This is a genomic window from Pseudomonas sp. PS02303 (assembly GCF_029959925.1).
In the GTDB taxonomy this organism is placed as follows: Bacteria; Pseudomonadota; Gammaproteobacteria; order Pseudomonadales; family Pseudomonadaceae; genus Aquipseudomonas; species Aquipseudomonas mandelii.
In genome coordinates, this window is the sequence record NZ_JASCOM010000068.1 from 1 (window position 1) to 26,384 (window position 26,384).

29 protein-coding genes are annotated in these 26,384 nt (G+C 57.2%); 13 read left to right on the forward strand and 16 right to left on the reverse strand.

Features of this window, described 5'->3' with window-relative positions; all coding sequences use genetic code 11:
• Nucleotides 1-122 precede the first annotated feature (122 nt).
• From QMX98_RS16600 to QMX98_RS16630, 7 genes are read right to left on the reverse strand one after another with little or no spacing between them, the layout of a single operon-like run.
• A complete protein-coding gene (locus tag QMX98_RS16600) occupies nucleotides 123-1,541 on the reverse strand; it encodes an ATP-binding protein (protein ID WP_010459583.1) in 1,419 nt (472 codons plus the stop codon).
• Nucleotides 1,538-2,200, reverse strand: a complete 663-nt coding sequence (locus QMX98_RS16605) for a response regulator (RefSeq protein WP_010459585.1) — start codon at nucleotides 2,198-2,200, stop codon at nucleotides 1,538-1,540. The genes QMX98_RS16600 and QMX98_RS16605 overlap by 4 nt, the downstream gene beginning before the upstream one ends.
• 11 nt (nucleotides 2,201-2,211) lie before the next feature.
• Entirely contained in the window at nucleotides 2,212-2,856 is a 645-nt protein-coding gene (locus QMX98_RS16610) for a tetratricopeptide repeat protein (protein ID WP_154912572.1), read from the reverse strand.
• Complete coding sequence (locus tag QMX98_RS16615) at nucleotides 2,853-3,662, reverse strand: SDR family oxidoreductase (RefSeq protein ID WP_282411086.1); 810 nt, start codon at nucleotides 3,660-3,662, stop codon at nucleotides 2,853-2,855. Before QMX98_RS16615 ends, QMX98_RS16610 begins: the two co-directional genes overlap by 4 nt.
• Complete coding sequence (locus tag QMX98_RS16620; RefSeq protein WP_154912573.1) at nucleotides 3,649-4,323, reverse strand: iron-containing redox enzyme family protein; 675 nt, start codon at nucleotides 4,321-4,323, stop codon at nucleotides 3,649-3,651. Before QMX98_RS16620 ends, QMX98_RS16615 begins: the two co-directional genes overlap by 14 nt.
• Nucleotides 4,320-5,801, reverse strand: coding sequence for an AMP-binding protein (locus QMX98_RS16625; protein WP_282411087.1), 1,482 nt, complete (start codon nucleotides 5,799-5,801; stop codon nucleotides 4,320-4,322). Before QMX98_RS16625 ends, QMX98_RS16620 begins: the two co-directional genes overlap by 4 nt.
• Complete coding sequence (locus tag QMX98_RS16630) at nucleotides 5,791-6,468, reverse strand: thermostable hemolysin (RefSeq protein ID WP_282411088.1); 678 nt, start codon at nucleotides 6,466-6,468, stop codon at nucleotides 5,791-5,793. Before QMX98_RS16630 ends, QMX98_RS16625 begins: the two co-directional genes overlap by 11 nt.
• Before the next feature lie 204 nt (nucleotides 6,469-6,672).
• On the opposite strand from QMX98_RS16630, the gene QMX98_RS16635 reads away from it, so the two are divergent.
• The 7 genes from QMX98_RS16635 to QMX98_RS16665 all read left to right on the forward strand — a co-directional run bounded on the left by QMX98_RS16635 (nucleotide 6,673) and on the right by QMX98_RS16665 (nucleotide 11,264).
• Entirely contained in the window at nucleotides 6,673-7,245 is a 573-nt protein-coding gene (locus tag QMX98_RS16635; RefSeq protein WP_282411089.1) for a cytochrome b, read from the forward strand.
• A gap of 318 nt (nucleotides 7,246-7,563) precedes the next feature.
• Nucleotides 7,564-8,010 (forward strand): hypothetical protein, encoded by a 447-nt coding sequence (locus QMX98_RS16640; protein WP_282411090.1) that lies wholly within the window; start codon nucleotides 7,564-7,566, stop codon nucleotides 8,008-8,010.
• Nucleotides 8,011-8,073: 63 nt separating this feature from the next.
• Nucleotides 8,074-8,469, forward strand: coding sequence for a hypothetical protein (locus QMX98_RS16645; RefSeq protein WP_282411091.1), 396 nt, complete (start codon nucleotides 8,074-8,076; stop codon nucleotides 8,467-8,469).
• Nucleotides 8,470-8,498: 29 nt separating this feature from the next.
• Nucleotides 8,499-9,116, forward strand: a complete 618-nt coding sequence (locus QMX98_RS16650) for a hypothetical protein (RefSeq protein WP_282411092.1) — start codon at nucleotides 8,499-8,501, stop codon at nucleotides 9,114-9,116.
• Nucleotides 9,117-9,445: 329 nt separating this feature from the next.
• A complete protein-coding gene (locus QMX98_RS16655; protein ID WP_083376958.1) occupies nucleotides 9,446-9,664 on the forward strand; it encodes a hypothetical protein in 219 nt (72 codons plus the stop codon).
• Between the two features lie 38 nt (nucleotides 9,665-9,702).
• Complete coding sequence (locus tag QMX98_RS16660) at nucleotides 9,703-10,176, forward strand: hypothetical protein (protein ID WP_282411093.1); 474 nt, start codon at nucleotides 9,703-9,705, stop codon at nucleotides 10,174-10,176.
• Nucleotides 10,177-10,901: 725 nt separating this feature from the next.
• Nucleotides 10,902-11,264, forward strand: a complete 363-nt coding sequence (locus QMX98_RS16665) for a DUF6124 family protein (RefSeq protein ID WP_010459606.1) — start codon at nucleotides 10,902-10,904, stop codon at nucleotides 11,262-11,264.
• Between the two features lie 217 nt (nucleotides 11,265-11,481).
• On the opposite strand, the gene QMX98_RS16670 is transcribed toward QMX98_RS16665, so the two are convergent.
• The 6 genes from QMX98_RS16670 to QMX98_RS16700 all read right to left on the reverse strand — a co-directional run bounded on the left by QMX98_RS16670 (nucleotide 11,482) and on the right by QMX98_RS16700 (nucleotide 15,821).
• A complete protein-coding gene (locus QMX98_RS16670) occupies nucleotides 11,482-11,838 on the reverse strand; it encodes a hypothetical protein (protein ID WP_282411094.1) in 357 nt (118 codons plus the stop codon).
• Between the two features lie 263 nt (nucleotides 11,839-12,101).
• A complete protein-coding gene (locus QMX98_RS16680) occupies nucleotides 12,102-12,458 on the reverse strand; it encodes a hypothetical protein (RefSeq protein WP_282411095.1) in 357 nt (118 codons plus the stop codon).
• Entirely contained in the window at nucleotides 12,443-13,225 is a 783-nt protein-coding gene (locus QMX98_RS16685; RefSeq protein WP_282411096.1) for a hypothetical protein, read from the reverse strand. The genes QMX98_RS16680 and QMX98_RS16685 overlap by 16 nt, the downstream gene beginning before the upstream one ends.
• Before the next feature lie 10 nt (nucleotides 13,226-13,235).
• Nucleotides 13,236-13,781 carry a PAAR domain-containing protein gene (locus tag QMX98_RS16690; RefSeq protein WP_282411097.1) on the reverse strand — a complete coding sequence of 182 codons (546 nt, stop codon included), beginning with the start codon at nucleotides 13,779-13,781 and terminating at the stop codon, nucleotides 13,236-13,238.
• Nucleotides 13,782-14,056: 275 nt separating this feature from the next.
• A complete protein-coding gene (locus QMX98_RS16695) occupies nucleotides 14,057-14,866 on the reverse strand; it encodes a hypothetical protein (RefSeq protein ID WP_282411098.1) in 810 nt (269 codons plus the stop codon).
• A gap of 430 nt (nucleotides 14,867-15,296) precedes the next feature.
• Entirely contained in the window at nucleotides 15,297-15,821 is a 525-nt protein-coding gene (locus QMX98_RS16700) for a hypothetical protein (protein ID WP_282411099.1), read from the reverse strand.
• 668 nt (nucleotides 15,822-16,489) lie between these two features.
• Here QMX98_RS16700 and QMX98_RS16705 point away from each other — a divergent pair.
• Nucleotides 16,490-16,642 (forward strand): YHYH domain-containing protein, encoded by a 153-nt coding sequence (locus tag QMX98_RS16705; RefSeq protein WP_231669741.1) that lies wholly within the window; start codon nucleotides 16,490-16,492, stop codon nucleotides 16,640-16,642.
• A gap of 694 nt (nucleotides 16,643-17,336) precedes the next feature.
• Nucleotides 17,337-17,513, forward strand: a complete 177-nt coding sequence (locus QMX98_RS16710; protein ID WP_154504397.1) for a hypothetical protein — start codon at nucleotides 17,337-17,339, stop codon at nucleotides 17,511-17,513.
• Nucleotides 17,514-17,767: 254 nt separating this feature from the next.
• Here the strand turns inward: QMX98_RS16710 and QMX98_RS16715 are convergent, their stop codons facing one another.
• Nucleotides 17,768-18,871 (reverse strand): DNA alkylation repair protein, encoded by a 1,104-nt coding sequence (locus QMX98_RS16715; protein ID WP_282411100.1) that lies wholly within the window; start codon nucleotides 18,869-18,871, stop codon nucleotides 17,768-17,770.
• Nucleotides 18,872-19,222: 351 nt separating this feature from the next.
• Here QMX98_RS16715 and QMX98_RS16720 point away from each other — a divergent pair, with 351 nt between their 5' ends.
• The 3 genes from QMX98_RS16720 (at nucleotide 19,223) to QMX98_RS16730 (ending at nucleotide 22,375) form a co-directional block, all read left to right on the forward strand.
• Nucleotides 19,223-20,134 carry a LysR family transcriptional regulator gene (locus tag QMX98_RS16720; protein WP_282411101.1) on the forward strand — a complete coding sequence of 304 codons (912 nt, stop codon included), beginning with the start codon at nucleotides 19,223-19,225 and terminating at the stop codon, nucleotides 20,132-20,134.
• A 105-nt stretch (nucleotides 20,135-20,239) separates the two neighbouring features.
• Nucleotides 20,240-21,262: an LLM class oxidoreductase gene (locus QMX98_RS16725; protein WP_231990923.1), complete on the forward strand. Its 1,023-nt coding sequence runs from the start codon at nucleotides 20,240-20,242 to the stop codon at nucleotides 21,260-21,262.
• A gap of 21 nt (nucleotides 21,263-21,283) precedes the next feature.
• On the forward strand, nucleotides 21,284-22,375 hold the full coding sequence (locus tag QMX98_RS16730) for an alkene reductase (RefSeq protein ID WP_282411102.1): 1,092 nt from the start codon (nucleotides 21,284-21,286) through the stop codon (nucleotides 22,373-22,375).
• Between the two features lie 71 nt (nucleotides 22,376-22,446).
• Here QMX98_RS16730 and QMX98_RS16735 read toward each other — a convergent pair whose 3' ends face one another.
• Both QMX98_RS16735 and QMX98_RS16740 read right to left on the reverse strand, forming a co-directional pair.
• Nucleotides 22,447-23,058, reverse strand: coding sequence for a glutathione S-transferase (locus tag QMX98_RS16735; RefSeq protein ID WP_282411103.1), 612 nt, complete (start codon nucleotides 23,056-23,058; stop codon nucleotides 22,447-22,449).
• A gap of 75 nt (nucleotides 23,059-23,133) precedes the next feature.
• Nucleotides 23,134-24,054 (reverse strand): MurR/RpiR family transcriptional regulator, encoded by a 921-nt coding sequence (locus tag QMX98_RS16740; RefSeq protein ID WP_077749729.1) that lies wholly within the window; start codon nucleotides 24,052-24,054, stop codon nucleotides 23,134-23,136.
• Between the two features lie 311 nt (nucleotides 24,055-24,365).
• On the opposite strand from QMX98_RS16740, the gene iolC reads away from it, so the two are divergent.
• Nucleotides 24,366-26,303 carry a 5-dehydro-2-deoxygluconokinase gene (gene iolC, locus QMX98_RS16745; RefSeq protein WP_282411104.1) on the forward strand — a complete coding sequence of 646 codons (1,938 nt, stop codon included), beginning with the start codon at nucleotides 24,366-24,368 and terminating at the stop codon, nucleotides 26,301-26,303.
• The last annotated feature ends 81 nt before the right edge of the window (nucleotides 26,304-26,384 follow it).

Genomic DNA, 26,384 nt, shown 5'->3' on the forward strand with positions numbered 1-26,384 from the left:
AGCAGGCTCACTCCTACATGGGTTCTGCGTCGTTCGCGAGTGTTGTGGTCGGCATAGCCTCCTGTGGGAGTGAGCCTGCTCGCGATGGCGCCAACTGGCTCACCGCATTCTGCCGGGATCACTCAAACATTCGGCGGCAACTCGCGGGTGGTGCGCTGTAGTGGGTCGCGGGGTTGGCTGTCGGGAATCGACAGCGTGGCGCGCAAGCCGCCTTCCGGGCGATTGGCCAGGGTGATGCGTCCGCCCAGTCGGGTGGCGATGGTGTTGACGATGGTCAGGCCCAAACCCGCGCCATGGGCATTGCCACGGCTGTAGAAGCGTTCGAACAGCCGCCCGCGATCCGCCTCGTCGATGCCGGGCCCCTGGTCCTCGACGCTCAGCGAATAGAAGCCGTCCGCCTGACTGAGTTGCACCGTGATGACCCCATGCTCCGGGGAAAAGTTTGCCGCGTTGCTGATCAGGTTGTTCAAGGCGATGTCGATGGCGGCGGCGTCGGCCACCACTTCAAAGGGGCGATCGGTGACGTCGAAGGCCAGCTCAAGGTTCTTGCTCAGCAACCACGGAGTGAGCTGCACGAGGCTGTCGCGCACGGTGGCGGCCAGGTCGATGCGTTGCTGTACAGGTGCGATGGCTTTGGGTTCGAGGCGGGCCATGGTCAGCAATTGATTGACCAGGCGGCTGGTGCGGTCGACGCCGGCGATCAGGAATTCCAGGGATTCACGGCGCTCCTGTTCCGTGCCGGCTTCCAGCAGATTTTGCGCATGCACACGCAGCACAGCCAGCGGTGTGCGCATTTCGTGGGCGGCATCGGCGATGAAGCGCCGCTCGCGGCCCATCACTTCCTGAATCTGCGCGAGCATGCGGTTGAGCGCCGCTTGCATCGGCTCCAGTTCACTGGGCAACGGCGTCAGTTGCAGAGGCTCCAGCGAACCGCTGTGCCGCGCGCGCAAGGTCGCCGCCATGTCTTCCAGCGGCTTGAGGCCCCAGCCGATGGCCAACCAGATCATCGCCGCCAGAATCAGGCTGCCCAGCACATTGGGCCCCAAGGTATGGCGCACGATCCGGTCCACCAGGTCCGAACGCACGTCGTCCCGTTCGCCTACCCAGATTCTCAGACCGTTCTGTTTGTCTACCAACAGGAACGCACGCCAATGGCGGTTGTTGAGGTCCACGACGTCGCTGAAGCCGGGTGTCGACGGTGGCGCGCTGAAGGAGGGCGCACTGGCCGTGTGCACCAGCACTTCGCCGTTGAGGGTCCAGACCTGAAAGGCCATCTTGGTTTCATAGGGATGGCCATCGACCCTCGGCTCGGCCTCGCCCAGCGCCTTGTTGAAGGCCTGATACAGATCGGCGTGTTCCTTGCTCGCCATCGGCATGCGCATCACCCCCTGCAACAGCCGGGCGTTTTGCGCGAGTTGGGCATCGTAGACTTCGGCGATTTCGTGATTGCTGTCGTGCAGGTTCAACAGGCTGATCACCGCCAGCCCTACCAGCATCAGGCCAATGATCAGCGTGAGCGTGCGGCGCCGGATCGACGTCATCGGCGCTCCTCCACCAGGTAACCGACACCACGAATGGTGCGGATCAGGTCGGTGGAGAATTTTTTGCGCAGGTGATGGATGTGCACTTCCAGGGTGTTGCTTTCGGCTTCTTCATTCCAGCCATACAGCAACTGCATCAGATGATCGCGGGTCATGACCCGGCCCGGCGGCGAGAGCAATTCGTGGAGCAGCTGATATTCCTTGGGCGTCAGAGCCACCGGCTCGCCCAGGTAACTGACTTGCTGGGTGCCGGGGTTCAGGCTGATGCCGGCGTGTTCGATCAGCACCTGGGCGCGGCCGGCACTGCGCCGCAACAAGGCCCGCAGGCGAGCCTTGAGTTCCGCCAGATCAAAGGGTTTGACCAGGTAATCGTCGGCACCGGCGTCCAGCCCGGCAATGCGGTCTTCGGTCGCATCCCGGGCGGTGAGGATCAGCACCGGCAGGTTGGAGCCGCTGTCCCGCAAGCGGCGCAGCACTTCCAGCCCGTCCATGCGCGGCAGACCGAGGTCGAGCACCGCCAGGTCAAAGGTTTCACTGAGCAGCGCGTGCAAGGCGCTGGTGCCGTCCTTTAGCCAATCGACGGTATAACCTTCGCGGCCCAGGGCTTGATGGATGCCCTCGCCGAGGGCCACGTCGTCCTCAATCAGTAATAAGCGCACACGGACTCCTGTCAGTTGAGTTTCTTGTTCACGTCCACCAGCAACGTTTCGATCTCTTTGCGTCGCCCGGCGTCGGCGAGTTCACGGCCTGGTCTCGGGGCGGCTTGCAGGGCTTTTTGCAACGCGGCCCGCGCTTCGCTGTAGCGTTTTTGACGGTAGAGGTGATCGCCCCAGAAGTACAGACTATCGATGCCCTCCGGGTTCAGTTGCAAGGCCTGTTTGAGTAACTGTTCGGCCTTGTCCGAGTCACCGAAACCGATGGGCCAGCCGGGGACGCGATCATACAACGCGCCGAGGCTGGTATAGGCCGAGCCTTGCAGGGCTTTGGGGTCCAGCGTCATGGCTTTCTCCAGATCGGCTTTCGCGGCCTTCACCTTGCTCAGCGCACCGAGGCCACCTTGGGCACCGGCCCAGCTGCTGTTGACGATGCCGGACCAGATCCAGGCTTCGGCCACCGATTGACGTTCCTGAGTGAACGCGGATGCCTGGCCTGCCAGTTTCTCGAATGCAGCGGTGCGTTGCGCTTCCGGGACTTCGTATTGAATGTGCGCCCAGCTTTGCTGGATGCCCTGGAGGCGTTGCTGATCGGCGGGTTCCAGTGCCCAAACAGTCTGGCTCAGGGCTCCCAGCAGCAGGCAAGCGATGATCTTCTTCATGGTTTGAGGGTCTCGTTGTCGGGCTTCTGACTCAGGCGACGGATCAGCGGCAATTGCTTGCGCAAGCCACGGTCCACCAGATTGGGCAGCAGGCTGTTGAGGCGCACAAAAAAGCGCTCCGGCCAGCCGAGGTACAAGTCGCGCCGGTCACCGGCAATCGCATGCATCACCGCAGCGGCAACGGTTTGCGGATCGTCGACGTTGGCCTTGAGCGCATCGTTCAACGCCTGCGCCGCCGGGCTGTTCATGCTGGTGCGGGTAGCGCGCGGGGCGACGTAGAGCACGCTGACCCGGGTGTCCGCCAACTCCCGGCGCAGGGCCTCGGAGAACCCGCGCAAGGCAAACTTGGTGGCGCAATAACTGGCGTAACCGGGGTAACCGATGGAGCCGTAAGTCGAGCCGACGTTCACCACCATCGCGCTCTCGGCTTGCTTGAGCAGCGGCAGCAGGGTTTTGGTCAGGCAAATCGGCGCGCTGATGTTAAGGGCCATCATGGCGTGGATATCGCTGTCCTCCAGCTGCTCAAGCATGGCGAAGTGATTAATCCCGGCGGCGTTGATCAGCAGGTTGATCCCGCCAATCGATTCGGCTGCGGTCAGCACCTTGCGTCGGTCGGACAGCACGGTCAGGTCCGCGCCGACCCAGCACAGGTTTTTCGGATAGCGTTCAAGCAAAGGCCGCAGCGGTTCCTGGTGCCGAGCCACCGCCAGCACCCGGGCGCCGCTGGCGCACAACGCGGTGGCGATCGCCAGGCCGATACCGCCGCTGGCGCCGGTCAGCACCACGCGGGCATCATGCAACTTCATGCAGGGCCTCCCCGTCACGCGGCAAGCCGCGGAACATATCGGTGTAAAGTTTGTACACCACTTTGGAGGCGTGAATCACCGCAGCCTGGTCGTCCGGATCGTCGAGGGTATTCATCAACCGGCGATAGGTCTGCATGTGTTCGATGTCCAAAGAGCCATGGGAACTGAGGTAACTGAAGGCGCTTTCCGGCAACGCCAGGCGCTCGCGGATGCTGCCGGCGGCGTGGGTAGCCAAGGCAATGCTGGTGCCTTCCAGCACGTTGACCATGCCGAACAGGCCGACCGGGTTATCGCGAGCGATCAGGTCGTAGAGGTAGCTGACCATCAATTCAATCGGCAGGCTCGGACGACCGTCGCGCACGGCAACGCGGTCGCCGCCGCAGGCTTCGATATCGTCCAGCACCCACTGCTCGTGACCGTATTCCTCCTCGATGTACTCGCACACCGCTTTGCGCAGCCATTCCAGGCGCGACGGCAATTTCGCCCCGCACGCCATCATCAACGGCACGGTGTGGCGCACGTGGTAATAGGCTTGCGCCAGGAAGGCCCGGTAGCTTTCCAGGCTGACCTTGCCCTCAAGGGCATCGCGGATGACCGGCAGGTTGAACAGTTCATGGCGTTCGTGTTGCGTGGCTTCTTGCAGCGTGTCGAAAAAACTCATGATGCGGATTCCTCGGAAAGTACAGATTCAGTCAGTTGCGCCCGGTAACGCTCGATGATGGCGTCACGGCGCGGGCGGCCATTGGCGGTAAGCAGGCCATTGGCGGGGGTGAACGGTTGATCGAGACGGGTCCAGTGATGGACCTGCGCATAACCGGGCAAGGCCTCGTTGGCCTCGGCGACGGCGGCAGCCAGTTCGGCGTCGGTGCAGTCCGGGCGATGGGGCCAGAGCAGCGCATGGTTGTGCGGCATGGCTTCGCCGCAGACGAAGGCCTGGGCGATATGGCGGCGCTGGGTCAATTCAGCCTCGACCCATTCCGGGTTGACGTTGCGTCCGAAACTGGTGACGAATTGATGCTTCTTGCGACCCTTGAGGTAGAGAAAACCGTCCGGGTCAAACTCGCCGAGATCGCCGGTCGGCCACCATTCATCGGTGTGCGGCGCCTCTCCCAGATAACCGAGCAAGGTCGAACCCTTGACCAGCACCTCGCCGTCCTCGGCCAGGCGAATCGTGACGTGGGGCAGGGGCCGGCCGACACTGCCGAGACGGCGCGCTTCGGGGCGATTGAGGCACACGACCGAGGCGCACTCCGACAGGCCGTAACCTTCGTAAACAGGGATGCCGATGCGTTGCGCGCGGTGCAGCAACTCCTCGGACACCCGGGCGCCACCCACCGCCGCAAACCGTAACGAGTAGGGGCTGAAGGCTTTCTGCTCGGCGGCGCTGACCAACATCTGCAACAACTGCGGCACCAGGATCAGGCTCTCGGGCGCCCGGGTGGCCAGGCAACCGAGCAGACGCGGCACATCAACACCGCTGGCGCCCTGAATCCCCAGGGTTTTCTGGCTGGGCAAACTCAACGTGGCCCCGGCATACAGCGCGGCGTAGCAACCGAGGTTTTCCAGCAAAATCGCCAAGGGTAACAACGCCAGATGATGCTGCGGATCGGCGGGTTTGCTCGCCTGATTCAGTTCGCGAGCGACCGTCAACAGGCTCTCGGCGCTGAGGCACACGCCTTTGGGCGTGCCCGTGGTGCCCGAGGTGAAGGTCAGTTTGGCGGTCCCTTCCGGCATACGGTTCGGGCCGCTGAACGTGCGGCGCCAGAACTCACCGGTCTTCTCGTAGCCGGCCGCTTGCAACTCGTCGTCCAGCGCGGGTTCGGCAATCACCCGTTCGGCCTGGCTCTGCTCCAGACAATGGGCGCGCTGAGCGGGGCTGAAAAAAGGCGGCAACGTCAGGCAAGTCAGGCCTTCGAACAGCGCGGCCAAGTCCCAGAGCATCGCTTCGACGCCATTGTCCAACGCCAGCGCAATCACCTTGACCTGCTCATCGCGCAGCCGTTGCTGGCGATACACCACCTCGGCATACAGCGTGGCGTAATCCACCTTCTGATGATCACCCCACAACGCGATGGCGCTGGTCTTGCGCTCGGCATGGCTGCGCAAGGTCTGTTTGAATCGCTCGGTTTCAGGCGACATGGCTGGATTCCTCAAGGGATGCCGGCAAACCCAGGCGATTGAACATCCCGATGTTGCGCAAATGAATAAAACCGGCGCGGATGTTGCCGACGTGCACCCAAGGCTTGCTCTCGTAATAACTGCCCCAGTGCTGGCGTTCGTCCCCCAGCCGCTCAGGGTCGGCCGCGCACAGCGTCACCGGTTTCAAGCCCAGGCGATGAAAGCTGTTGACCAAGCCGATGTTGCCGGTGAACGCCACCCATTCCAGGCCGCCCATGGCCAGCAAGTAAGTGATGGCAATGATGCTCATCCGCGCACTGCCGGTGTCACTGGCGGCCAGATTGCCGACCTCGACGATACCGGCACGATCCACCGGGCGGTCCGCCGCAGCACTGATCAGCGGCTCAATCGACTCGTCCAGATAACGTTCCAGAAACAACGACTCAACATTGGCCATGCGCACACCGGCCACCGCACACAGCGAGCCGGAGGCATCGCTCATGCCAAACAGCTCCGGCATGAAATGACGAATGTCGGCGCCATGGGCTTTACGAAAACGTTGCTGAATAAAGGCTTCGAAGACCGGGCGCTCGACGTCGTCCGGTAACGCCCTGGCCAGGTTCATCGGCGGAGCTTCGGCCTGGCCGAAGCGTAGGGGTAGAGGAATATTCCATTCAAAGTCAGGCATTGGAAGACGCCTCCCGAGTAAGTGTGGGAGAAGTATCGAAGCCATTTCTTAACGGAATCTGAAGGTAAGAAAAAGATCATCTCCGCTGTCTTCAGATTGCCTTAAGACTTCGCGGGCAGGGTGTGCCCCGTCGGTGCGTTGACACACCGCACCCCGGCCGCACGAATGACTCGGCCGCCGGCAATGACATTCATGAGGCCCGTTATGACCCGCGAATCAATGACCCATCGGTATGGAAAACTCTCGATCACCTTGCACTGGCTGATGCTGGCACTGTTCGTCGGCGTGTACGCCTGCATCGAAATCAAAGGCCTGCTGCCCAAGGGCCAACCGTTGAGAGCCATGTTTCTCGGGCTGCACGGCCTCTTCGGCTTGAGCATTTTTGCCCTGGTGTGGGTGCGACTGCTCGGACGCCTGACACCTCGGCCACCGATCACCCCGGCACTGCCCAAATGGCAGACCGGCGTTTCGCACCTGATGCACCTGGCCTTGTACGTATTAATGATCGCCACGCCGCTGCTGGCCTGGCTGATGCTGTCCGCCGGCGGCAAACCGATGCCTTATTTCGAGTTCTACCTGCCATCGCCGGTCGCGGTAGACCCGGACCTGGCCAAGCAATTCAAGTACTGGCACGAACTGCTCGGCAGCGCGGGTTACTGGCTGATCGGCTTGCACGCGGCGGCGGGGTTGTTTCACCACTATTGGGTGCGCGACAACACCCTGACCCGCATGCTGCCCGGCCGAACCAACAATCCCATCAACCAGCGCCAGCGCTAATCCCAAGCCCGGTGCCAACCAGACACCGGACGCGCTCATTACCGCCCGAGCCCCCAGGCCCAACACAATCCCCTGTAGGAGTGAGCCTGCTCGCGATGGCGTCATCCCAGACGCCATCAATTCCAGCCAAGGATTCCCCCCGCAACATTCTTCCAAACCCGACGCCAGACCACATCAATTCGTCATCACAGGGGAAGAAGTTTGTCAGTGGCCATTTGAATGCAACTGTCAATAACTTAGTTTTCTCACAAATGAAACATCGTTAGTGATTTCACGCTATTAAGTGCATCGTGAATCATTATATTTGATGGTTTTTGTGTGGCTATTATTAAGCATTGGATCCATGTGCTCATAATGGTGATGGTTATGAATAGGGCGATTATTTACTCCTTAGTTGTGTTGTTCGTGGCAGGCTGCTCATCTACTGGTCATGAAGCAGCGACCGCTGCTCACGCCGATGCACCGCCAAACGCGAGACAACTCAGCGCAAGCGAGATTCAGTCGACAGTGATAGGGCGCAAGCATTCGAGCGTGACGGCAACCGGTTATGCCTTTTCTGAAACGCTGAACCCGGACGGGACTGCGGTTATCCAGATTTCCAGCGAGTCGATGCAAACCGGTCAATGGATCATGACGGAAGACGTCATCTGCGTGAGCTATAAAAAATATGGCAAGGAATGCAATAAAGTACTCACTGATGGCGTGGTCATCTGGTTTGTGGATAGTGTGAGTAACAAAACCAATAACAAATTTACCGTTAAATAAAGACTTTGGTTTTTGTCTTTGGGTTGTAAGTTCTCTCAGAGTAGCGGTCAGTGGAGGTGAGGTATGAGTATTGAACGTTGGATTTGCATCTTCCTGTCGCTTGTCTTGTCCGGATGCGCTTCGTCTGGTGGCAATACAGTGAAGCCGGTGTCAGCTTCAGCGGTCGCGCTTGATGATGCACAAGTCCGCAGTACCCTGGTTGGGAACAAACTCAACAATGTCGGCACTTCGGGTTTGCCCTATTCGTTGAGTTTTAATGCTGATGGGACCGAAATATTCCAAATGTCCGGTAAACAACCCGAAACGGAATATTGGACGGTCAAGGATGGGGTGATTTGTTTCACTTCTCCCAAGATTCCCAAAGAGTGTTATCGCCTGAAAAAAGACAAGGATGACTACTGGCTGGTACATCCTCAGACGGGGGCAGTCCACTATCACTACACATTGACTCCGCAGTGAGCTTGCTTTTTTCGGAGTGTTTGGTTTCAATGTTGAGAATCCTCATCGAAGAAAAAAACAGAATGGTCGCACTTTCTAAGGCAGAAAAAATCAAGCGCTCAAGTATTATCGATATGGCTATAACGTTCACTGCCATGACTAGAGTTTTTGAAAAAAACTCAAAACCTGAAATTGCAAAAAAGCTAGAACAAGTCTTAGCGAAAATTGAAAGTGTCGAAATCCAGGAAGACTTTGAGACGCTTCATTCGGATTTCTGCGTTTGGTTTGTCAATACAATTCGAACAGCTGAAAAGAATTATGAAAATAACAAGGTTAAGCCAAGTATGCCTGCATCCTATGGGCATGCAGCGAAGGTGTTTGATATTGTCTCCAAGGTTTACGTGTATTACTCCTCACTTCCAAGCTGCACTGTAGCTTCAATACTAATCCCCTATTTGCATGGGGCGATCGATACCCAAATCTTGACAAGCCTAAAATCCAAGTATCCAAACGAGCTAATATCAGCGTCAAGCATCGAAATGATCGACAAAGTGGGGTACGAAAAACTACAAAAACTTATAGGCAAGCACATCATTGATGATTTTGATAACGGTATTAATCCGGTGCAGTACGATGATATACAGTGGTATGGGCTCAATCGAAAGTAATCCTGGCTAGCCATTGCGCCGGCGCACATTCATGTCTAGTCCCGAAATAGGTTTACACCTGTTTCACTCCACCAACATGCTCAAGAATTTCACGGCGTATTGGCTAACTCCCTCCGCAAAACCTCACTGGGATCACGCAAGTGGTTATGGTGGGAGCATTGGCGGTGAACCAAGCGTTGGATAACGTCGAGCCAAAGGAGTAATCGCAAACCCTCTGTGACGAGCGACTGGTCCGTCGCCACAGAGGGAGGTGTGATAGCGATGTTGAAATGCCATCACTGAAATAGTATGTTACTGAACATCTATCTACGGTCCACAAGGAAGACATCATGTCGCTCAAGGGAAAGATCATTTCCGGCTATCTCGTCATTGGCCTGATCTACGCGCTTTATTCCTGGATGTTCACCATCTACTCCCACGCCAGCTTCGCCTACAACCTGGGCAGAGGCCTGATCTGGCCGGCCGCAATGTTCCCTGCTTTCGGCGCGTTTATCGGCGTCATCGTCCTGCTCGTGGTCATCGGCGCGATTCACTTGAATCGTCGCTAAGCGATCCGCACCTCCAAACTCATCAAGGAAGAATGCTCATGAGCATGACAAAGATAACGCTGGCCGTGTTGCTGGCAGCTGCACTGGCTGGCTGTGGGGCCAGTAAGGACAAGGCCGAGGAGCTGATCGAGACCAGCGGCTTGACCAAAAATTACAGCACCATCGTGGAAATGGCATCGGCCAGCTACGCTTCCCGCTACCCGATGCTGGAACGGGAACAGATTCGCAACGTCGTGCGGGACAAACTCGACCCGGAGGAATTGAAAAGCGAAATGGTGGACATCTATGCCGATCACTTCGACAACGATGAGCTCGATCTGATGATCCGCGCCAACAAGCATCCCGAACAAGCCATGGCCATCATCCTCGGCTCCAAACAAGGCCGCGCGCTGGCCGAAAAGGTGATGGAGGTCCAGAAAACCATTGCTCAAGACATGCAAGAAGCGATGGTGGACAGCGATGACGCAATCATCGATGCGCTGGATGATATGAAGGACGAGTTGAAGGGCTAGAGCTCATCATCGTGCCTGGTGTCGTGCACAGACGTCTTGCAGGATTTTCCAGGTGGTGGAAGTAGATGATCCGTATCCCGCTCGAAGTGGCGGGGCGGATTATCAATGCCCAGTCAACGCAATGCGTCTGTAGCCGCTGTCGAGCCTTCGAGGCTGCGTCCGAGGGCGCGAGAATAATCCCGAACCCGATGCCGCCCAGACACCGGCCATACCCATTGCCACCCCAAAAAACCTCGAATACAACCCAAATCCTCGAATTCAACCAAATCCCCTGTGGGAGCGAGCTTGCTCGCGATGGCGTCATCCCAGACGCCATCAATTCCAGCCAAAAATTCCCACTTCGATATTCCCTGTTTTAAACATGTTTGAGTGACCACGTTTAAAGACACTCAGTGTTACGTCCGAACGGCTACAACGCCTTGCGTCATTGCCTACGCGTACGCCAGAATCCGCCGGCTTGTGCGTCTAGGACACGGGTTCTATCGTGGCGGGGTCACTGAAAAACAGTGATCGGGTTTGGTAGCCCGGATCGTTCTAGACTCATGGCTTCACCTTTACGCAGTCGGTTTCACAAGACTTTGCGTTCATGGTGGTCATGCGTGGGGCCCACTTGTGGGCGCCGGGTTCTAGTGCGACCGGTCTACCAACCCGCGTATGGCCGCCACCCTCCGTTTGGTAGCGAGAGAGTGATGGTTCCTTGAAATATTCGCGCTAGAGGTTTCACCATGATCAAACCAACACCCAACCCACCGGACACCAATCCGGCATCCCCCTACGAATCCCTCGATTCCAAAAAACTCCACGAAGCCGCCGAACGCGCCCTCGACCACTACCTCAATCCAGGTGCCAACATCATGGCCAGCACCCACGAACCCGAACCCATGTTCCTCGCCAACCCGGCATACGACACAGAATCCCTACTGGCCAACGCCAGCGAGTCACTGGGCTCGGCGACTACCATGCTCAGCAATTTTGCGGCGTTGTTGGATAACTCGCACCGCAAGACGCTGCTGGGGATTACGCAGGTGGTGATGTTGGGGGAATTGGCGGTGAATCAGGCGTTGGATAAGGTTGAGGTGAAGGAGTAAGGGCGAACCCTCTGTGGCGGTGGGTTCGTCCGTCGTCACAGAGGGGAGGGCAAGTCGGCAACGGTATCCATGAGGTCTCAGTTTTTTGGCCGAAAATCGGATAATTGCTGGCGACCATCGCCCAAAAGCTGGCTAAAACGGGAGCAGAAAGTAGCCAGTAATGGTCACCGGTTTTTCAGGATGTTCAGCGAGTAAACAGTCCATTGAGCGTTCGGGTTCAGAGCCTGTAAGCAATTTCCTTCCACATGTAGTCGTATTCGTATCGCAGCCATCGGACCAGCAACTTATCAAACTGCCTGCGTAGCCAATTACGCTTCCGCGCCGCGAGCCTTTCCTCGATCGTCGCTCTGAGCCAGTCGGGGTCAAAGCCTGTCCAGACAGAGGGCAAGACTGCTGCAAGGTTGGAGAAGCAAACGGGCGCCACTTCTGAATAAAAGATTTCGTAGAGTACGTCAGGTTCGACGCCTTTGACCTGGCGCGCGATGTAGTCGTAATCGGTCGGAAAATAGTTGAATGGTTCGGACAGTGCGGCTCTGACGTCTGTCAGTTGTGGTTCGGTCAGAAAATGTCCCAATGCGAAAATTCCTCCAGTTCCTCATCCAGCGATTCCGCGACCACTCCGCCCGCGACGCCACCGACGACCGATCCCATCAAGACCTCCCCAATTGCGCAGATCGGGGCTCCAGGGCGCCACAATGCACTGATGCCCCATCCAGCAGTGCGCCGCCTAACGCACCGGCCAAAAGCTGCCTGACTTTCTGAATGGAAAGCAGCCACAAATGGTCAGCGGGTTTTTTATAACGTTCAGCAAGTCTCTTGACCCTAGTGCATTCCGGTTCAAAGCCTGCTTGAGATCTCCTTCCAGATATAGGCGTAGTTATATTTCAACCAGCGGACCAGCACTTTATCGAACTGCCTGCGGAACCAATTACGTTCTCTTGCTGCCAGCCTTGTCTCTATCGATTCCCTGAGTATGTCGGGGTCGAAGCCCGTCCATACCGGTGGTACGGCGGCCACTAGATTGGTGAAACACACCGGTGCGACTTCTGAATAGAGGATTTCGTACAGAACGTCAGGGTCAACACCTCTGACCTTCTGCGCTACAAAGTCATACTCGACTGGAAAATCGTTGAATGGCTCGGAGAGTGCGGCTCTGACCTTTGTCAGTTGTGGCTCAGTCAGAAGATGTCCCAATGCGAAAACTCCTCCAGTTCTTCATCCAGTGAGCTCGCAACCGCTTCGCCCGCGAAACCGCCAGCGACTGTTCCAGCCAAGACTATCGCAATCGCGCAAATGGGCATGGCAGGGCCGCAAAACGTGCTGACGCCCATCCCAGCGAGGATACCGCCCAACGCTCCCGCACCAACAATGATGCCTTGGCGCGCCGCCTCTTTAGGTTTGTTTTCAGCATCCAATATTTGATAGGTCGCCAGAGCGGCGGTCACCAGAACGCCGAGCTTGCCCATGATCAGCATTTTTTTGGTGCCGGTCGTGAATTTGGCATTATCACGTCCCGAGGATTCCAGAATGGCGTAGTGGACCTTATTCTTTTCTACTTCTGAAAGGCTGTCGTAACCTTTTTGGAATAGGCTTTCAGCGTACATATTCAGGAGTGTTATGAGACCCTTTCCGTCCTTTTTCTTCCTTTGGACGATAGCCAAACCCTGCGCCGAGGTGAATTTGCGATGTTCCATCATGATTTTGTTTCGCATCTCATGACTGAACTTCACACCTTCTTGCGCGGTAATCTTCCCAGCTTTCACGTCATCCCGAGTTTGCTGAGACATGCGATTGATGTTCCTGGTGTAGCTTGCCCTGACTTTTTCATCAGAGATGGCATCCAGCGAAAACCTCAGGGCAGTGCCTTCCATCAGCTCTAACGCCCTGTCGAGAGGAGAGTCTTGCAAGGCGTGCTCACGCTGAACAACATAGCTGCCAGTGACAATGTACGGCTCTGTCATAGGATGGTCCTTATCCTAGAATTGTGTTCAATAGGCTCTCGGTAAGAGAGGGGGCCTCTGCGGATGCTTGCTCTTCAAACTTGAGCATCACGCACGTCTTGCCCGATGGATTCGAAAATTTAACAGCGTTGTCCTTATCGAATACACCGGGAAGCGATGAGCCATCTTCAAAGTGCGCGGTGCACGATAAGCCCTCATAGCTTTCTTCAGCGGGGATTCTGAAGCCAATCCAGCTCGCGTAACCCGCCAACAGCGAGGGAGGAACAAACTCGCAGGGTGTATGGGTACTGCCGATTATCACCGTCCCCGACCCGCCAACTACAACGCCGCCATGGGTGCCACCACTGTCGATGGTTGCGGCATTCTTGCCGTTGATGAACACAGTCGAAGACAGCCCTGATGAAAGCGCACTGCCGCACGTGCAGGTGTCGCCTTGACGTGCTGCGGAAAGGCCATCGAAAAACACGTCGGGAGAGCCTGTCGCAATGGGATTAGTACCGTGCCCCGGCAAGGGGCAACTGTATGGATCACTCTTACGCGCCGCTGGCTTAGCCACTATGACCTCCTGTCAAATTCGTGTGAGCGTCGTAACCTATCAGAACAGATCCTCGAATAGAAATCCGTGGTGATGGGCGTATGCAATGATCAGGCGATCAGCGCTCGCATGAACTGGTCAGCGCATGAAGCGAGAATTCGCTGTGGATGAAGAAAAAGCTGCATTTGATTGCAAAGGTCAAGGGCAGTAATCGGCCAGAAGCAGACGTTGATCCAGGAGCCCTATTGGCCAAACGCGTCCAGCCAACGCCCCGTGGTGACCCGAGCTTAGGTGAGCTAGCTTCTCCGGATCGGAATTTTTGATTTCGTGACCACGATATCAAACCCCGCCTCTTTTAAGACCAACTCGATCAGTTCATGAAACCACTCACTGGACGCCGGGGAAACAAGTATTGATTTGATCAGTTTCTTGGGGTCTACCGCTATCTTGCGGCCCGGCTCAGCGCGCGGGGTGCGGGGGTCCATATGGATAGAGGGATGCATAACAATTCTGAGTTCCTTTTCAAAGTCATAGAATCGGCTTTTCTGAAAATAGATACTCAGCGGATCATTAGGGCCCACGTAGTCGTTTTGGTAATCCAAATAGCTGACGACACCTGCGTGCATTGCCACATTGTCGGGTATCGTCATGGCTTCGATCACTGCCTGTAGAGTTGATTCAATACAGACAGCAGCGGTACCCGCCCCATAGATCTTCCACATAGCCATACTTTCGACGTTGCTCACGTCCGTATGCCAGCAACTGACATCCACCCAGTTTGACACAGCCGCAAAGATGGCCGAATGACTCGGATAATCCTCCGCGCGCACAGGCCCAAGTATCGTACTCACCGCGCGGTCTTCAAACTGTACTTTAGCGACCATCATAGCGGCTTGTTTTTCCAGCGCAGCCTGATCTTGATCTTTATTCGGGACAACAGCTGGCCAGATGCCATTGATAACGTGGTCGAGCATCTCCGCCATGCCGGCCCCCATGAAACTGTCGAGATCGGTGGGCATACCCTCCAGGCTGTCCTCGTAAGAACTCGCTTTTGCAAAGAACAGATACTTTTGATGGATTAACGATAGGAACTTGGACAAGTCCATGTAGCGGAAGATCTTTACGTCTTGACACACGTCTGGGTCGGGAAAATATGGCATAGCGACTCCATTAGGTGGGGTGATAGCACGGCTATGAATCTGCGAATTTTAGCGATAACTGTCGAACACTCCGCGTTTGCGGTCGAGCCCGCCCTACAAGGTGTCTGCACATGGAAGTTCGGAGCATGGCAGACAATGCAATACCTAATACAGCTTGGAACTTATTGTGCGTTGGTTACGATTGGTCGTCTTTCGTCGACCCGTTGAATCCAAGGTCGTAAGCGGACGTAGTTGAACATCCACTTCTGGCCGAGTACAGCCCTTTGTGATCGGGAGAAGTCGGTCGACTCTGTTGACAAAGCCAGTCGACCAAAACCGCCTGATCATTGACTGGTGAAAACGGTTTTTTGCGTGCTGTACGTGGAATCCGAATCTATCATTCAGCAGTTTTCCTATCTCGAACTTTCGCGCGAACTCTATGACCACGCCCACCTTTAGCTGTGTAGAGGATAAGAAACAAATATCCGTCCCTCGCCTTCTTCACGATGTCATCAGTCTGATCGGCTAAGCCAATCCATTGATCTCCGACCTCAAAGCGATATGGGATGCGTTGGGATTGCGATGGTTGATTGATGATGAAAGTCTCGGAGGGTTTCCGCCGAATTACGTATGCCCGCCACCAAGTTTCAAAGTACATACCTCCCAAATTTGTGATGGTGGTAGGTTGGTCTCCGACATTCCATGCTGTTATGGAGATGTAGGTTTTTAAATCTGTAATTGGGCCACCAATGATCTTCATTCCAGCGGACGCGGTTAAATCGATTTTTGCTCCAGAAGCCAGCCACTTGTATGCGTCCCAACCTAGAACGAAAGTGGAAACCACGGCTGCATAGGCAGCAATTCCTAGAGTTAATAATTCGTTAGGATTGAAGGTATAAGGTGCTACCGAAGTCAAAGCCATTGCGATTTTTCCTTTATTGGTGGGAATAAGGGACAGACGACGATATCCCGACGCACCGCCAGGCGTATACAGTACATCCACCGTCGGCTTATGGCCGATTACCGTCTGTGGCGAAGGGCAGTAATCGATCGAGGCTGTGTAAAAACGTATTTCAGCGCGACAGGTACTCAAAATCGGACTGGAAATCGCGCTTCTACATAAAATCCACATCTGCTGACGTGCCGATAAATTTCAGATTTAACGTAGACGCGCAAACTGCAATTTTGGCGAAGCGTTTTTACACACTCTGGGCCCAAAGCCGACATTCATTTTGAGTCGCTCAATCGCTGGCTCAGAGGACAGTGTCGTCACGTAGAAATAAACAAGGCCGCAATCGCAGCCTTGTTTATTTCGGAGTGTTACTCGTGCGAATGGCCGTGCTCGGTACTCTCGGAGGTTGTGCCTTTTTCGCCACCGCCGCATGAAAGCGACGAGTTTCCCGTTTGTAGGGGATTTTATATCCCTCTAGGGGGATGTGGGGGCCACCCTAAACCAGAGCCAGTGGTAGCTCAAGAAGTAGGCGCTCAGCCGTTCATCTAATGTTGGGAAGGCAGTTAGGAAGTCGCTTGCTCAATGAAGGCAATTAGCCATACGCTGCGAAGCGTGAGATATCTCACGGATAAAAAAACATGAGCATGGAGCAAGCCCTGATGAAACTGTCCGCCATTTTGATCGCCGCTTTACTTTCGATTACGTCCGTTGCTGTCTTCGCGCACAGTGGCGGTACTGATTCAAAAGGTTGCCATCGCAACCATAAAACGAACGACTACCACTGCCACTAAACAGCAAGAGCACACCTTGCGGCTGGGCCGCAAGGTGGCTTTCTCACATTTGTGGAGGCCAGTTAAAGTAAGGCTTCTTTCATGCGCTTCAGACTTTAAAGTGGAGGGCCGCTTTTGGCCCGGAGTGTGTAAAAACGCTTCGTCAAAATTGAAGTTTGCGCGTCTATGCGAAATCTGAGAATTATCGGCTGCTCAGCCGATCTGGATTTTGCGTAGAAACGCGATTTTCAGTCCAACACTGGGCTCCAATCGCACTGAAAAACGTTTTTACACAGCCTCGACCGAATGCTGCCTGTCACGAAGCTGAAATCGCCCCCAAACGAACGACACAAAGAGCAATTTTTTGCGATAACGCGGCAGTTCAAGCCTGACGCCATCGCGAGCAAGCCTCGCTCCTACAGAAGAACGGCGTGTCTCAGGCGAGGATTTCGAATGAGGTGCCAGCAAGGTATTCACCAGAATGTGCGCTGCATGTTTGCCCACATAGTGCTTGCACGTAGTGAGCTCCTTGATCTGCCGACCACGACAGCGGAAAAAAGGGATGGATGTATTTTCCAAAAAGGACCGAAAAACACACTAATTCCCGTTTTAGCTTCTCAACTCCCGGCACCACCTTTGCCTAGTTAATGCCCCCCATGCCATGGCCATCAATCCACAGGTAGACTCCCTCACTTCTAATAGCATCGGAGGCATCATGAAGTACATTCTCTGGGTCGTTCTTAGCGGCGCGTCGCCCGTTGCATCGATTGATCATGCTGAGTACGAGAATCTGGAGGCATGTCAGTACGCAGCTGAACAGCTCAAGGAAGAAGTCGGGCAGGGGCAGCTCGCTGTTCACACCAGATGTACGCCCACGAAAAAGACAAAATAAGGCGCGACCATCCGGCGATGCTGCCATTTTTGATGTGCTGGCAAGATGGGGCTGGAGATAGCGGGGTGGATTTACTTAACATGCAATCAGAGCTTGCATGTGTAGCGGCTGACGAGCAGGGCGAGGATGCGTTTGAGGACGTGGTCTTCGCAAGCCAGTAAACGCGGTTTGCCTGAAAGAACCCGTTGCCTGATTTCACGACTGCTTCGCAGCCGAACGCAGCCTCGCGCTGCTCGGCAGCTGCTACAAAAAAGTTAGGCTAGGATTTCGAAGGAGGTGCTGGCGAGGCGTTCGCCGTTCACCAGAATGTGTACTGCATGTTTCCCCACATAGTGCTTCCGAGTAGTCAGCTCCTTTATCTGCTGCCCACGACTAACCCGCTCAGTCGCCCCACCAGCCAACGTCAACGCCTTCAGCTTGAACACCTTCGCCGAAGTGCTGCCATTGGCCTTCACATAATCAATCGCATAATCAATCACCAACCGCTGACTCTCCGCCACCGTGGATTTCACCGCAAACGACAACGTAATCTTCTCCCCCAACCGAATCACTGCCGGCTCCACCTTCACCCCAATAATCTCAACCTCAGCCTTACCACTCGCCCCAATAATCGCCAACGCCCGCTGATTCCCCTGTTTGATCAAACTGCGCAACGCATGCTTGGCAATCCACGCCGTGTGCTTGTTCTCCAGCGACCACCCCTCAATCAAGTCCAACACCCACTCCGGATGGTCCTTGGTAATGTCATTCAGGTGATTGGCCACCGACTTGCGCACGTAAAGGCTGTCATCTGCCTTGAGGTTGTCGAGAATCGCCGCCGCCAATGTCGGATCACTCTGAATCTGTTCCAACCGAAACGACCATGGCAAACGCGGCCGACTGCCTTCGCTGGCCAGGCGCCGCACGTGCTCGTTCTCATCCCGAGACCATGCCTGCATCAGCGCCAACGACCGTTGCAGATCGCTGCGCAGAAAATACCGGATCGCAAATTCTGCCGAACCAAATGCGGTGAAGTATTTGAGCGCGTCCATCGATTGCTCGAAGTCATGCGTGCCATACATCGCCACGTAATGCGGCAGCGAGATGCTGACGAAGCCGCTGTTGAGGCGGGGGGCGAGGGCGCGTAGCACTTCGAGAGATTCGTCGTAGTCCAGCGGCAGCACGGCGTGCAGGCATTCGCTGACGCGGGCCATGCGTTGCATGATCGACAGGTCGGCGAGGCCGTCGTTGGCCATTTTCAGGAAGCCTTTGGCGTTGAAGGCCGGGTAGACCGCCGTCATTTCGGTGGCGATGTGTTTGAGGCGTTCGGCGTTGAAGATTTCCTTCAGGGCCGGGGCAGGTTGTTCGGCGGCGGTCATGGTCGGGTCCGTTCGAGGGGGCCGGTCAGGTTATCGGGGTACTGATGAAAGCCTCAAGCTTTTCTGTCTGCGCGGCGAATTCCGTGATAGTGGCGGGCTCACGGGTCAAATCATTCCCCGGGGGATCGACGTTCGCTGACGCTGACGATGGACGCTCGGGCCGGTTCAGGAGGGGAGTTGAGTGGGTCCATACGGACGGTGCCCGTGAAGTACGCTTCAGGGCCTTTTATCGAGGGTTGCGAGCCAGCGCGCTTGAGGATCATGATCCGGTCCTATTGATAAATGAACAGGAAATTTTATGGGCCTCATGCTCCGCATACACTCTATGCAAGTCCTGGAGTAGAGCTGACCATGGAAGCCAACCGATTGGGTGACATCGCTGCATTTGTCTGCGCCGTAAAGGCTGGAAGCTTTACCGCTGCGGCGGCTTCTCTTGGCCTGACCCGGTCGGCGGTGGGGAAAAGCATAGTTCGCCTGGAAAGCCGGATGGGCGCACGGCTCCTCAATCGCACGACGCGCAAACTGAGTCTGACTGACGAGGGGCAGGTCGCCTATGAGCGCTGGCGTCAGATTCTCGAAGACCTGGATGAAGTGGAAGCGACCATGGCCTTGCGTCGTGGGCGACCCACCGGGACCTTTAAGCTCACGGCACCGCTGTCCTTTGGTCAGCGCCACATTCTGCCGATCCTGGATGCTTATCTGAAGCAGTGGCCTGAACTGCGGGCGGATGTCTGGTTTACCGATCGCTTTGTTGATCTGATCGAGGAGGGCATCGACATCGCCATACGAATTGGCATGCCCAAAGATGACTCCCAATTATTCACCCGTACCGTGGCTTGGCAGCAATTCGCGACGTGTGCATCGCCTGCTTATCTGGCCCAACGCGGCGTGCCGCAAACGCCCGCTGACCTTGTCGGGCATGACACCATCGCTTTATTCAGTGGCGAGCGGCCGACCGTCTGGCGTTACCAGACACCTGCCGGCCTTCATCTGTACGAACAGCCGGGGCGACTGAACATCGACAGTTCAGAAGCCACGCGAGAAGCGGCGCTGGCAGGCATCGGCCTGATTCATCTGCCGACCTACATTACGGGTAACGACCTGCGCGATGGCACGTTAGTGGAGGTGTTGAAACCCTATCGCGCACCTCCTGATCCCATCAGAGTCGTCTACACCAGCAAGCGTCACCTGTCCCCCCGCGTTCGCAGGTTTATTGACCTGTTGATCGAGCGTTGGGAAACAGGCGTGCCGTGGGAAAGATAGCGATATTGGGGACTCAGCGGACCGTGTAAGGGGCGCGAACTGCTGTTTATCCAGCCTGGGGAATCAATAAATATGTCAGTCATCGTCACTCACGGGACTGCCATCATGACTACCGCCACCCACTTCTCGCCGCCAGCTCAACCTGCGACTTTACCGACCGCCCATCCTTCGCTTGAGCGCCATCCCGGGTTTCAACGCTTGTTTAAACCGCAGGCGCTCACGATTGGCCTGATTTTGCCCCTCGAAACCCACCCGGGCAGACCGGCGCCGACCATGCGTGATCACGTGGAGATGGCGCAACGCGCCGAAGCGCTTGGCTTTGGTGCCTTATGGATGCGCGACATACCTTTCTACGACCCGGATTATGGCGATGTGGCGCAGATCTTTGAGCCGCTGGTCTACATCGGTTACCTGGCCGCCGCCACCCGCAGCATTGTCCTGGGCACCACGGGTATTGTGCTGCCGACCCGTGATCCGATGTATCTGGCCAAGCAAGCGACATCCCTCGATCAACTCAGTGAAGGTCGACTGGTGTTGGGGCTGTCCTCGGGTGATCGATACAGTGATTACCCGATGCTGGGCATCGATTATGAATCCCGTGGCGATCGTTACCGTGATGCCTTTTCGGTGTTTCGAACCCTGATCGAGCAGAGCTTTCCGCGTTTCCGCTCCGAGCGATTCGGTGGCTCACACGGAAACCTGGACCTGGTGCCGAAAGCGCCGTATGGCCGCGTCCCGTCCATTGCTGTCGGCCAGGCGCAACAGAGCGTTGAATGGTTGGCTCAGCACCTTGATGGCTATCTTGCCGGCGTCCAAAGCCCGGAGCGGTTGGCAGCGTTGGGCGAGAGCTGGCACGCCGCCGTGCAGGAGGCGGAGAACCGCAACGCTTTCAAACCGTTGGGCCTGGGCGGCTATTTCGACCTCAGCGACAACCCGGATCAGCCATTCCAGCGCATCCAGGGTGGCTTCCGGGCAGGGCGCAACGGCCTGCGCAATTACCTGGAGCACGCGCAATCTGCCGGTGTTTCGCACATCGCGCTCAACCCCAAGGTCAGCCGTCAACCCTATGGCGAAATACTCGACGAACTCGGCGAGTACGTTCTGCCGTACTTCCCGTCACATGCCTGAGATCACGCGGAGAAATCACTCATGTCATCACTTTTCGACTCTTATGACCTCGCGGGTCAGGTGCTGCCCAATCGCATCGTCATGGCGCCGATGACACGCGCTCGCGTCGAGGGCACCGTGCCGTCTGAAGACATGGCGACCTACTACGCCCAGCGCGCGGGAGCCGGCCTGATCATCAGTGAAAGCGCGCAGGTTTCTCCGCAGGGACGTGGCTACCTGTATACCCCGGGGATCCACAGCGCAGCGCAAATTGAAGGCTGGAAGCGCGTGACTGATGCGGTTCATCAAGCCGGGGGACGCATGTTCCTCCAGCTCTGGCATGTGGGGCGCGTCTCGCACTCTTCGCTGTTGGACGGACGCTCGCCTGTCGCGCCTGTGGCCATGCCCGCCAGTCAAACGTTGGTGCATGCTTACGACAGCGACGGCAAGCCTGCGCAAGTTGCGGTGAGTGCGCCCGTGGCGTTGGATGCCGAGGGGATTCGGCAGGTCATTGCAGACTTTCGCCTGGCCTCGGCCAATGCCCTGTCGGCAGGTTTTGACGGCGTCGAAATTCACGCCGGCAACGGCTATCTGTTTGAACAGTTCATCAACGGCGGCTTCAACACACGTGAAGACCGCTACGGTGGTGCACCGATCGCGAATCGCCTGCGATTGCTGCTTGAGACGGTCGATGCGGTGAGTGCGCAGATCGGCAGTGCGAAGGTGGGTGTGCGCGTGTCGCCTTTTGCCCACTTGGCGGACCTGCACCCGTTCGATGGCGAAGAGGCCACCTGGCTCGCTCTGGCCGGAGCACTGTCGCAACGCCAGATTGCCTACATGCATGCGAGCCATCTCGGCACGGTGGACTTTCAAAAAGACTTCCGCGCAGCCTACGACGGCACCTTGATGGTGTCGGGCGGGTTCACCCTTGAAACCGCGCAGCAGGCCATCGAAGAAGGATTAAGCGACCTGGTGGTGTTTGGCCGGCCGTTTATAGCCAACCCCGATCTGGTCAATCGCTTGCGCCATGGCTGGCCACTGGCCGAAGCGGGAAGGGAGGCTTACTACGGCGGGGGAGCGCATGGCTACATCGATTATCCCGCGTACTCGTCGCCAGTCGCAGAAAGTGCCTAGCGGACCCGTCGTGCAGCGCCGGGGCAGGTTGTTCGGCGGCGGTCATGGTCGGGTCCGTTCGAGGGGGCCGGTCAGGTTATCGGGGTACTGATGAAGGCCTCAAGCTTTTCCGCCTGCGCGGTGAATTCGGCGATGCGCGGGAAGCGTGAGGCGTCGACTTGGTCCGGTGTCACCAGGTTGGTGAAGCTCCAGGCGACGGCGAGGGTGATGCCGTCTTGCCCGATCAAGGCGCCGTTTGCCAGTGGCTGTTTTTCCAGTTCGCGTTCAAGCGTTGAATAGGCTGCGGCGAGTTGCCCTTCGACGCGCTCAACCCAAGGCTGGTATTGAATTTCGGCGGGGCGCAGGTTGCGTTCGTAGTAAAGCTGAACGGACTTTTCGCACGCCGCCAACCCGAGCCCGATCAGGCGCCATGCGCGCAGCCGTTGCGTGAGGTCGCCGGGCATCAGGCTTTTGCCAGGGCCGGCGAGGGCTTCGAGGTAGTCGATGATCAGGGTCGAGTCGATCAACACTTCGCCGTCGTCCAGCACCAGGGTCGGCGCTTTGACCACGGGGTTGATCTGCTGGAAGTGCTCGAAATGGCGGAACACCGAAACCGATTCGTGCTCCAGGTCGATGCCCAGGTGTCTGGCGGAAATAGCCACGCGCCGCACGTAGGGCGAATCCAGCATGCCGATCAGTTTCATTGAGCCGCTCCTTCAGGTGTCCATGTCGGGATGGACTACCTTAGTTGAAGTTCGGCGACCTGCAAACGGCCTTGGTTAATCTTCGAAACCGACTTGCTCGTGTATCTCGTCGACCTTCAATTCCAGTCGATAGGCCACGGCGATGAACAGCGCCTGACACAGGCACAACGTCGCGCTCAACGAGCGGAAGGCGAACGAGCTGCCTTCGTTGACCAGCAGCACGGTGTTGGCGCGTTTGGCCAGGGGCGAGAGGTTGCTGTCGGTGATGATCAGGGTTTTCGCCTGGTTGTGCTGGGCGATGCGCAGGCAGTGCTGGGTTTCCTTGCCGTAGGGCGTGAAGCTGATGGCGATGACCAGGTCATTGGCGCGCACGCTGCGCATCTGCTCGCGGTAGCTGCCGCCGAGGCCGGAGACCAGATGGATGCGCTTGTTGGTGTGTTGCAGGTTGTAGACCAGGTAATCCGCGACGGCGAACGAGCGGCGCACGCCGACCACGTAGATGTTGTCGGCGTTGACCACCAGGTCCACGGCTTTGTCGAAGGCCTGGTCATCGAGTTCAAGCCCCAGCCGTTCGATGCCCGACAGAGTCGCGTCGATGCACTCGCGGGCGAGGTCGCCGCCGCTGGCTTTCTGCGATTTGTTGGCGATCATGCTGCGGATGCGCTGCTGGTAGTTCTGAACCGGCGTGGTCTTGTGCGTGTACGCCTCGCGGAACAGGGCCTGCATTTCGCTGAAACCGCTGAACCCGAAGCGCTGGGAGAACCGCACGATGGCCGACGGGTGCACTTCGCACTCGCGGGCAATGTCGCTGATGCGGTCGACCATGATCCGGTCGCTTTGCTGGCTCATGTAGCTGGCGATGCGTTTGAGCTGGCGCGGCAGGCTTTCGTATTCGTTGGTGATCAGCTGCAACAGACGCTCGGCATTGATCGGGGGGCTGGCGAGATCGCTGTCGGGCGTGCTCTCGGTCGTAGCCGGCTGATCGGTGCGGGACATAGGGAATCCTTCTGGCTTGTTCTTATAGGGCTGACTGGTGTGTCGGCCCCTGACAATAGGTTGGCTGTGCGCAGTCTACAGGGTAGGCCGGAATAAAATCTTGAGCTTGCGGCCGGCGTGCGGTTTGCTGAAACGATGCACTGTGTCTGGAATGCTTTTGTAAAAGTTTATTGGAAAAAATATTCCACGTAAAAATTATTTGGAATAATTATTGATTGTTCGGTCCCGGTCGTTTTAGTCTGCATCCCACCAAGAGCGTTCGGCGCCTCCATCGCCCCGAACGCAGGCTGATAAAAATAACAGGAGCCAGCATGGGCCAGACTCGTTTTGCCAGTGGGCGTCAATTGGATCTGATTTGCCTGGGGCGCCTTGGCGTCGACCTCTATGCGCAGCAAGTCGGGGCGCGGCTGGAAGATGTTTCAAGCTTCGCCAAATACCTTGGGGGATCGTCCGCCAACATTGCGTTCGGCACCGCTCGACTGGGCCTGAAATCGGCGATGTTGAGCCGGGTAGGGGACGACCACATGGGGCGGTTCCTCCTGGAATCCCTGGCGCGTGAAGGCTGTGACGTCAGCGGCGTCAAGGTCGATCCGGAACGCCTGACCGCAATGGTCCTGCTCGGTCTCAAGGACCGTGAAACCTTTCCTTTAGTCTTCTACCGCGAAAACTGCGCCGACATGGCGCTGCGGGCCGAGGACATCAGCGAAGCCTTTATTGCCTCCAGCAAAGCCTTGCTGATCACCGGCACCCATTTCTCCACCGACGGCGTCTATAAGGCGAGCATCCAGGCGCTGGATTACGCCGAGAAGCACAACGTCAAACGGGTGCTCGATATCGATTATCGCCCGGTGCTGTGGGGGCTGGCGGGCAAGGCGGACGGGGAAACCCGGTTTGTTGCCGATCAGAACGTCAGCCAGCATGTGCAGAAAATCCTGCCGCGTTTTGACCTGATTGTCGGCACTGAAGAAGAGTTTCTGATTGCGGGCGGTTCCGAGGATTTGCTCACGGCGTTGCGCAATGTTCGGCGTTTGAGCGACGCGACGCTGGTGGTCAAGCTCGGGCCGCAGGGTTGCACGGTGATTCACGGAGTGATTCCGGTGCGGCTTGAAGACGGGGCGATTTACCCCGGCGTCCGGGTGGAAGTGCTCAACGTGTTGGGGGCCGGCGATGCCTTTATGTCGGGTTTCCTCAGCGGTTGGCTGGAGGATGCCAGCGATGAGCGCTGCTGCCAGTTGGCCAATGCTTGCGGCGGGTTGGTGGTGTCGCGTCATGCCTGCGCCCCGGCGATGCCGACCCGCGCCGAACTCGATTACCTGTTCAACAGCCCGGTGCCGATCACCCGGCCGGATCAGGACGAAGTGCTGCAGCGTCTGCATCAGGTCAGCGTGCCGCGCAAACAGTGGAGGCAGCTGTTCATTTTTGCCTTTGATCACCGTGGGCAACTGGTGGAGCTGGCGCACAAGGGCGGTCGCGACCTCAACGCCATCTGCGAACTCAAGCAACTCTTTATCAAAGCCGTGGAGCGGGTCGAAACGGATTTGCGTGAGCAAGGGATCGAAGCGGATGTCGGCTTGCTGGCTGATCAGCGTTTCGGCCAGGACTCGCTGAACGCCGCCACCGGTCGTGGCTGGTGGGTGGCGCGGCCGGTGGAAGTGCAGGGCTCGCGGCCGTTGGCCTTCGAACATGGGCGCTCGATCGGCAGCAACCTGATTGCCTGGCCGCAAGAGCAGATCATCAAGTGCCTGGTGCAATTTCATCCTGATGATGAGCCGTTGCTGCGCCTGGAACAGGAAGCGCAGATCAAGGGTTTGTATCAGGCGTCCCAGGTCAGCGGTCATGAACTGCTGCTGGAAATCATCCCGCCCAAGGATCATCCGTCGACCCATCCGGACGTGCTGTATCGCGCGCTTAAACGCCTCTACAACCTGGGGATTTACCCGGCGTGGTGGAAGATCGAAGCGCAGAGTGCCGAGGAGTGGAAGCAGCTTGATGAGTTGATTCAGGAGCGAGATCCGTATTGCCGGGGCGTGGTGTTGCTGGGGCTGAATGCGCCGGCGGCGGCACTGGCCGAAGGGTTTCAGCAAGCGAGCCAGAGCCAGACCTGTCGCGGGTTCGCGGTCGGGAGGACGATCTTCCAGGAACCGAGCCGCGCGTGGCTGGCCGGTGAAATCGATGATGAGGCGCTGATTGCTCAGGTGCAGGGCACCTTCGTCGAACTCATCGACGCCTGGCGCACGGCCCGCGCCTGACGCGACACCGCGTTATCGTTCTTCGCGGGCAAGCCTCGCTCCTACGGGAAGCCGCGTTGATCTGTAGGAGCGAGGCTTGCC

Excerpts from the sequence above, each read along its gene's own strand:
- QMX98_RS16635 (WP_282411089.1), top strand. The coding sequence starts at position 6,673 with ATGACCCGCGAATCAATGACCCATCGGTATGGAAAACTCTCGATCACC.
- QMX98_RS16625 (WP_282411087.1), bottom strand. The coding sequence starts at position 5,801 with ATGTCGCCTGAAACCGAGCGATTCAAACAGACCTTGCGCAGCCATGCC.
- iolC (WP_282411104.1), top strand. The coding sequence starts at position 24,366 with ATGGGCCAGACTCGTTTTGCCAGTGGGCGTCAATTGGATCTGATTTGC.
- QMX98_RS16665 (WP_010459606.1), top strand. The coding sequence starts at position 10,902 with ATGATCAAACCAACACCCAACCCACCGGACACCAATCCGGCATCCCCC.
- QMX98_RS16655 (WP_083376958.1), top strand. The coding sequence starts at position 9,446 with ATGTCGCTCAAGGGAAAGATCATTTCCGGCTATCTCGTCATTGGCCTG.
- QMX98_RS16660 (WP_282411093.1), top strand. The coding sequence starts at position 9,703 with ATGAGCATGACAAAGATAACGCTGGCCGTGTTGCTGGCAGCTGCACTG.
- QMX98_RS16700 (WP_282411099.1), bottom strand. The coding sequence starts at position 15,821 with ATGGCTTTGACTTCGGTAGCACCTTATACCTTCAATCCTAACGAATTA.
- QMX98_RS16695 (WP_282411098.1), bottom strand. The coding sequence starts at position 14,866 with ATGGACTTGTCCAAGTTCCTATCGTTAATCCATCAAAAGTATCTGTTC.
- QMX98_RS16645 (WP_282411091.1), top strand. The coding sequence starts at position 8,074 with ATGAGTATTGAACGTTGGATTTGCATCTTCCTGTCGCTTGTCTTGTCC.
- QMX98_RS16740 (WP_077749729.1), bottom strand. The coding sequence starts at position 24,054 with ATGTCCCGCACCGATCAGCCGGCTACGACCGAGAGCACGCCCGACAGC.
- QMX98_RS16735 (WP_282411103.1), bottom strand. The coding sequence starts at position 23,058 with ATGAAACTGATCGGCATGCTGGATTCGCCCTACGTGCGGCGCGTGGCT.
- QMX98_RS16610 (WP_154912572.1), bottom strand. The coding sequence starts at position 2,856 with ATGAAGAAGATCATCGCTTGCCTGCTGCTGGGAGCCCTGAGCCAGACT.
- QMX98_RS16725 (WP_231990923.1), top strand. The coding sequence starts at position 20,240 with ATGACTACCGCCACCCACTTCTCGCCGCCAGCTCAACCTGCGACTTTA.
- QMX98_RS16650 (WP_282411092.1), top strand. The coding sequence starts at position 8,499 with ATGTTGAGAATCCTCATCGAAGAAAAAAACAGAATGGTCGCACTTTCT.
- QMX98_RS16720 (WP_282411101.1), top strand. The coding sequence starts at position 19,223 with ATGGAAGCCAACCGATTGGGTGACATCGCTGCATTTGTCTGCGCCGTA.
- QMX98_RS16630 (WP_282411088.1), bottom strand. The coding sequence starts at position 6,468 with ATGCCTGACTTTGAATGGAATATTCCTCTACCCCTACGCTTCGGCCAG.
- QMX98_RS16615 (WP_282411086.1), bottom strand. The coding sequence starts at position 3,662 with ATGAAGTTGCATGATGCCCGCGTGGTGCTGACCGGCGCCAGCGGCGGT.
- QMX98_RS16600 (WP_010459583.1), bottom strand. The coding sequence starts at position 1,541 with ATGACGTCGATCCGGCGCCGCACGCTCACGCTGATCATTGGCCTGATG.
- QMX98_RS16710 (WP_154504397.1), top strand. The coding sequence starts at position 17,337 with ATGAAGTACATTCTCTGGGTCGTTCTTAGCGGCGCGTCGCCCGTTGCA.
- QMX98_RS16730 (WP_282411102.1), top strand. The coding sequence starts at position 21,284 with ATGTCATCACTTTTCGACTCTTATGACCTCGCGGGTCAGGTGCTGCCC.
- QMX98_RS16705 (WP_231669741.1), top strand. The coding sequence starts at position 16,490 with ATGAGCATGGAGCAAGCCCTGATGAAACTGTCCGCCATTTTGATCGCC.
- QMX98_RS16715 (WP_282411100.1), bottom strand. The coding sequence starts at position 18,871 with ATGACCGCCGCCGAACAACCTGCCCCGGCCCTGAAGGAAATCTTCAAC.
- QMX98_RS16620 (WP_154912573.1), bottom strand. The coding sequence starts at position 4,323 with ATGAGTTTTTTCGACACGCTGCAAGAAGCCACGCAACACGAACGCCAT.
- QMX98_RS16685 (WP_282411096.1), bottom strand. The coding sequence starts at position 13,225 with ATGACAGAGCCGTACATTGTCACTGGCAGCTATGTTGTTCAGCGTGAG.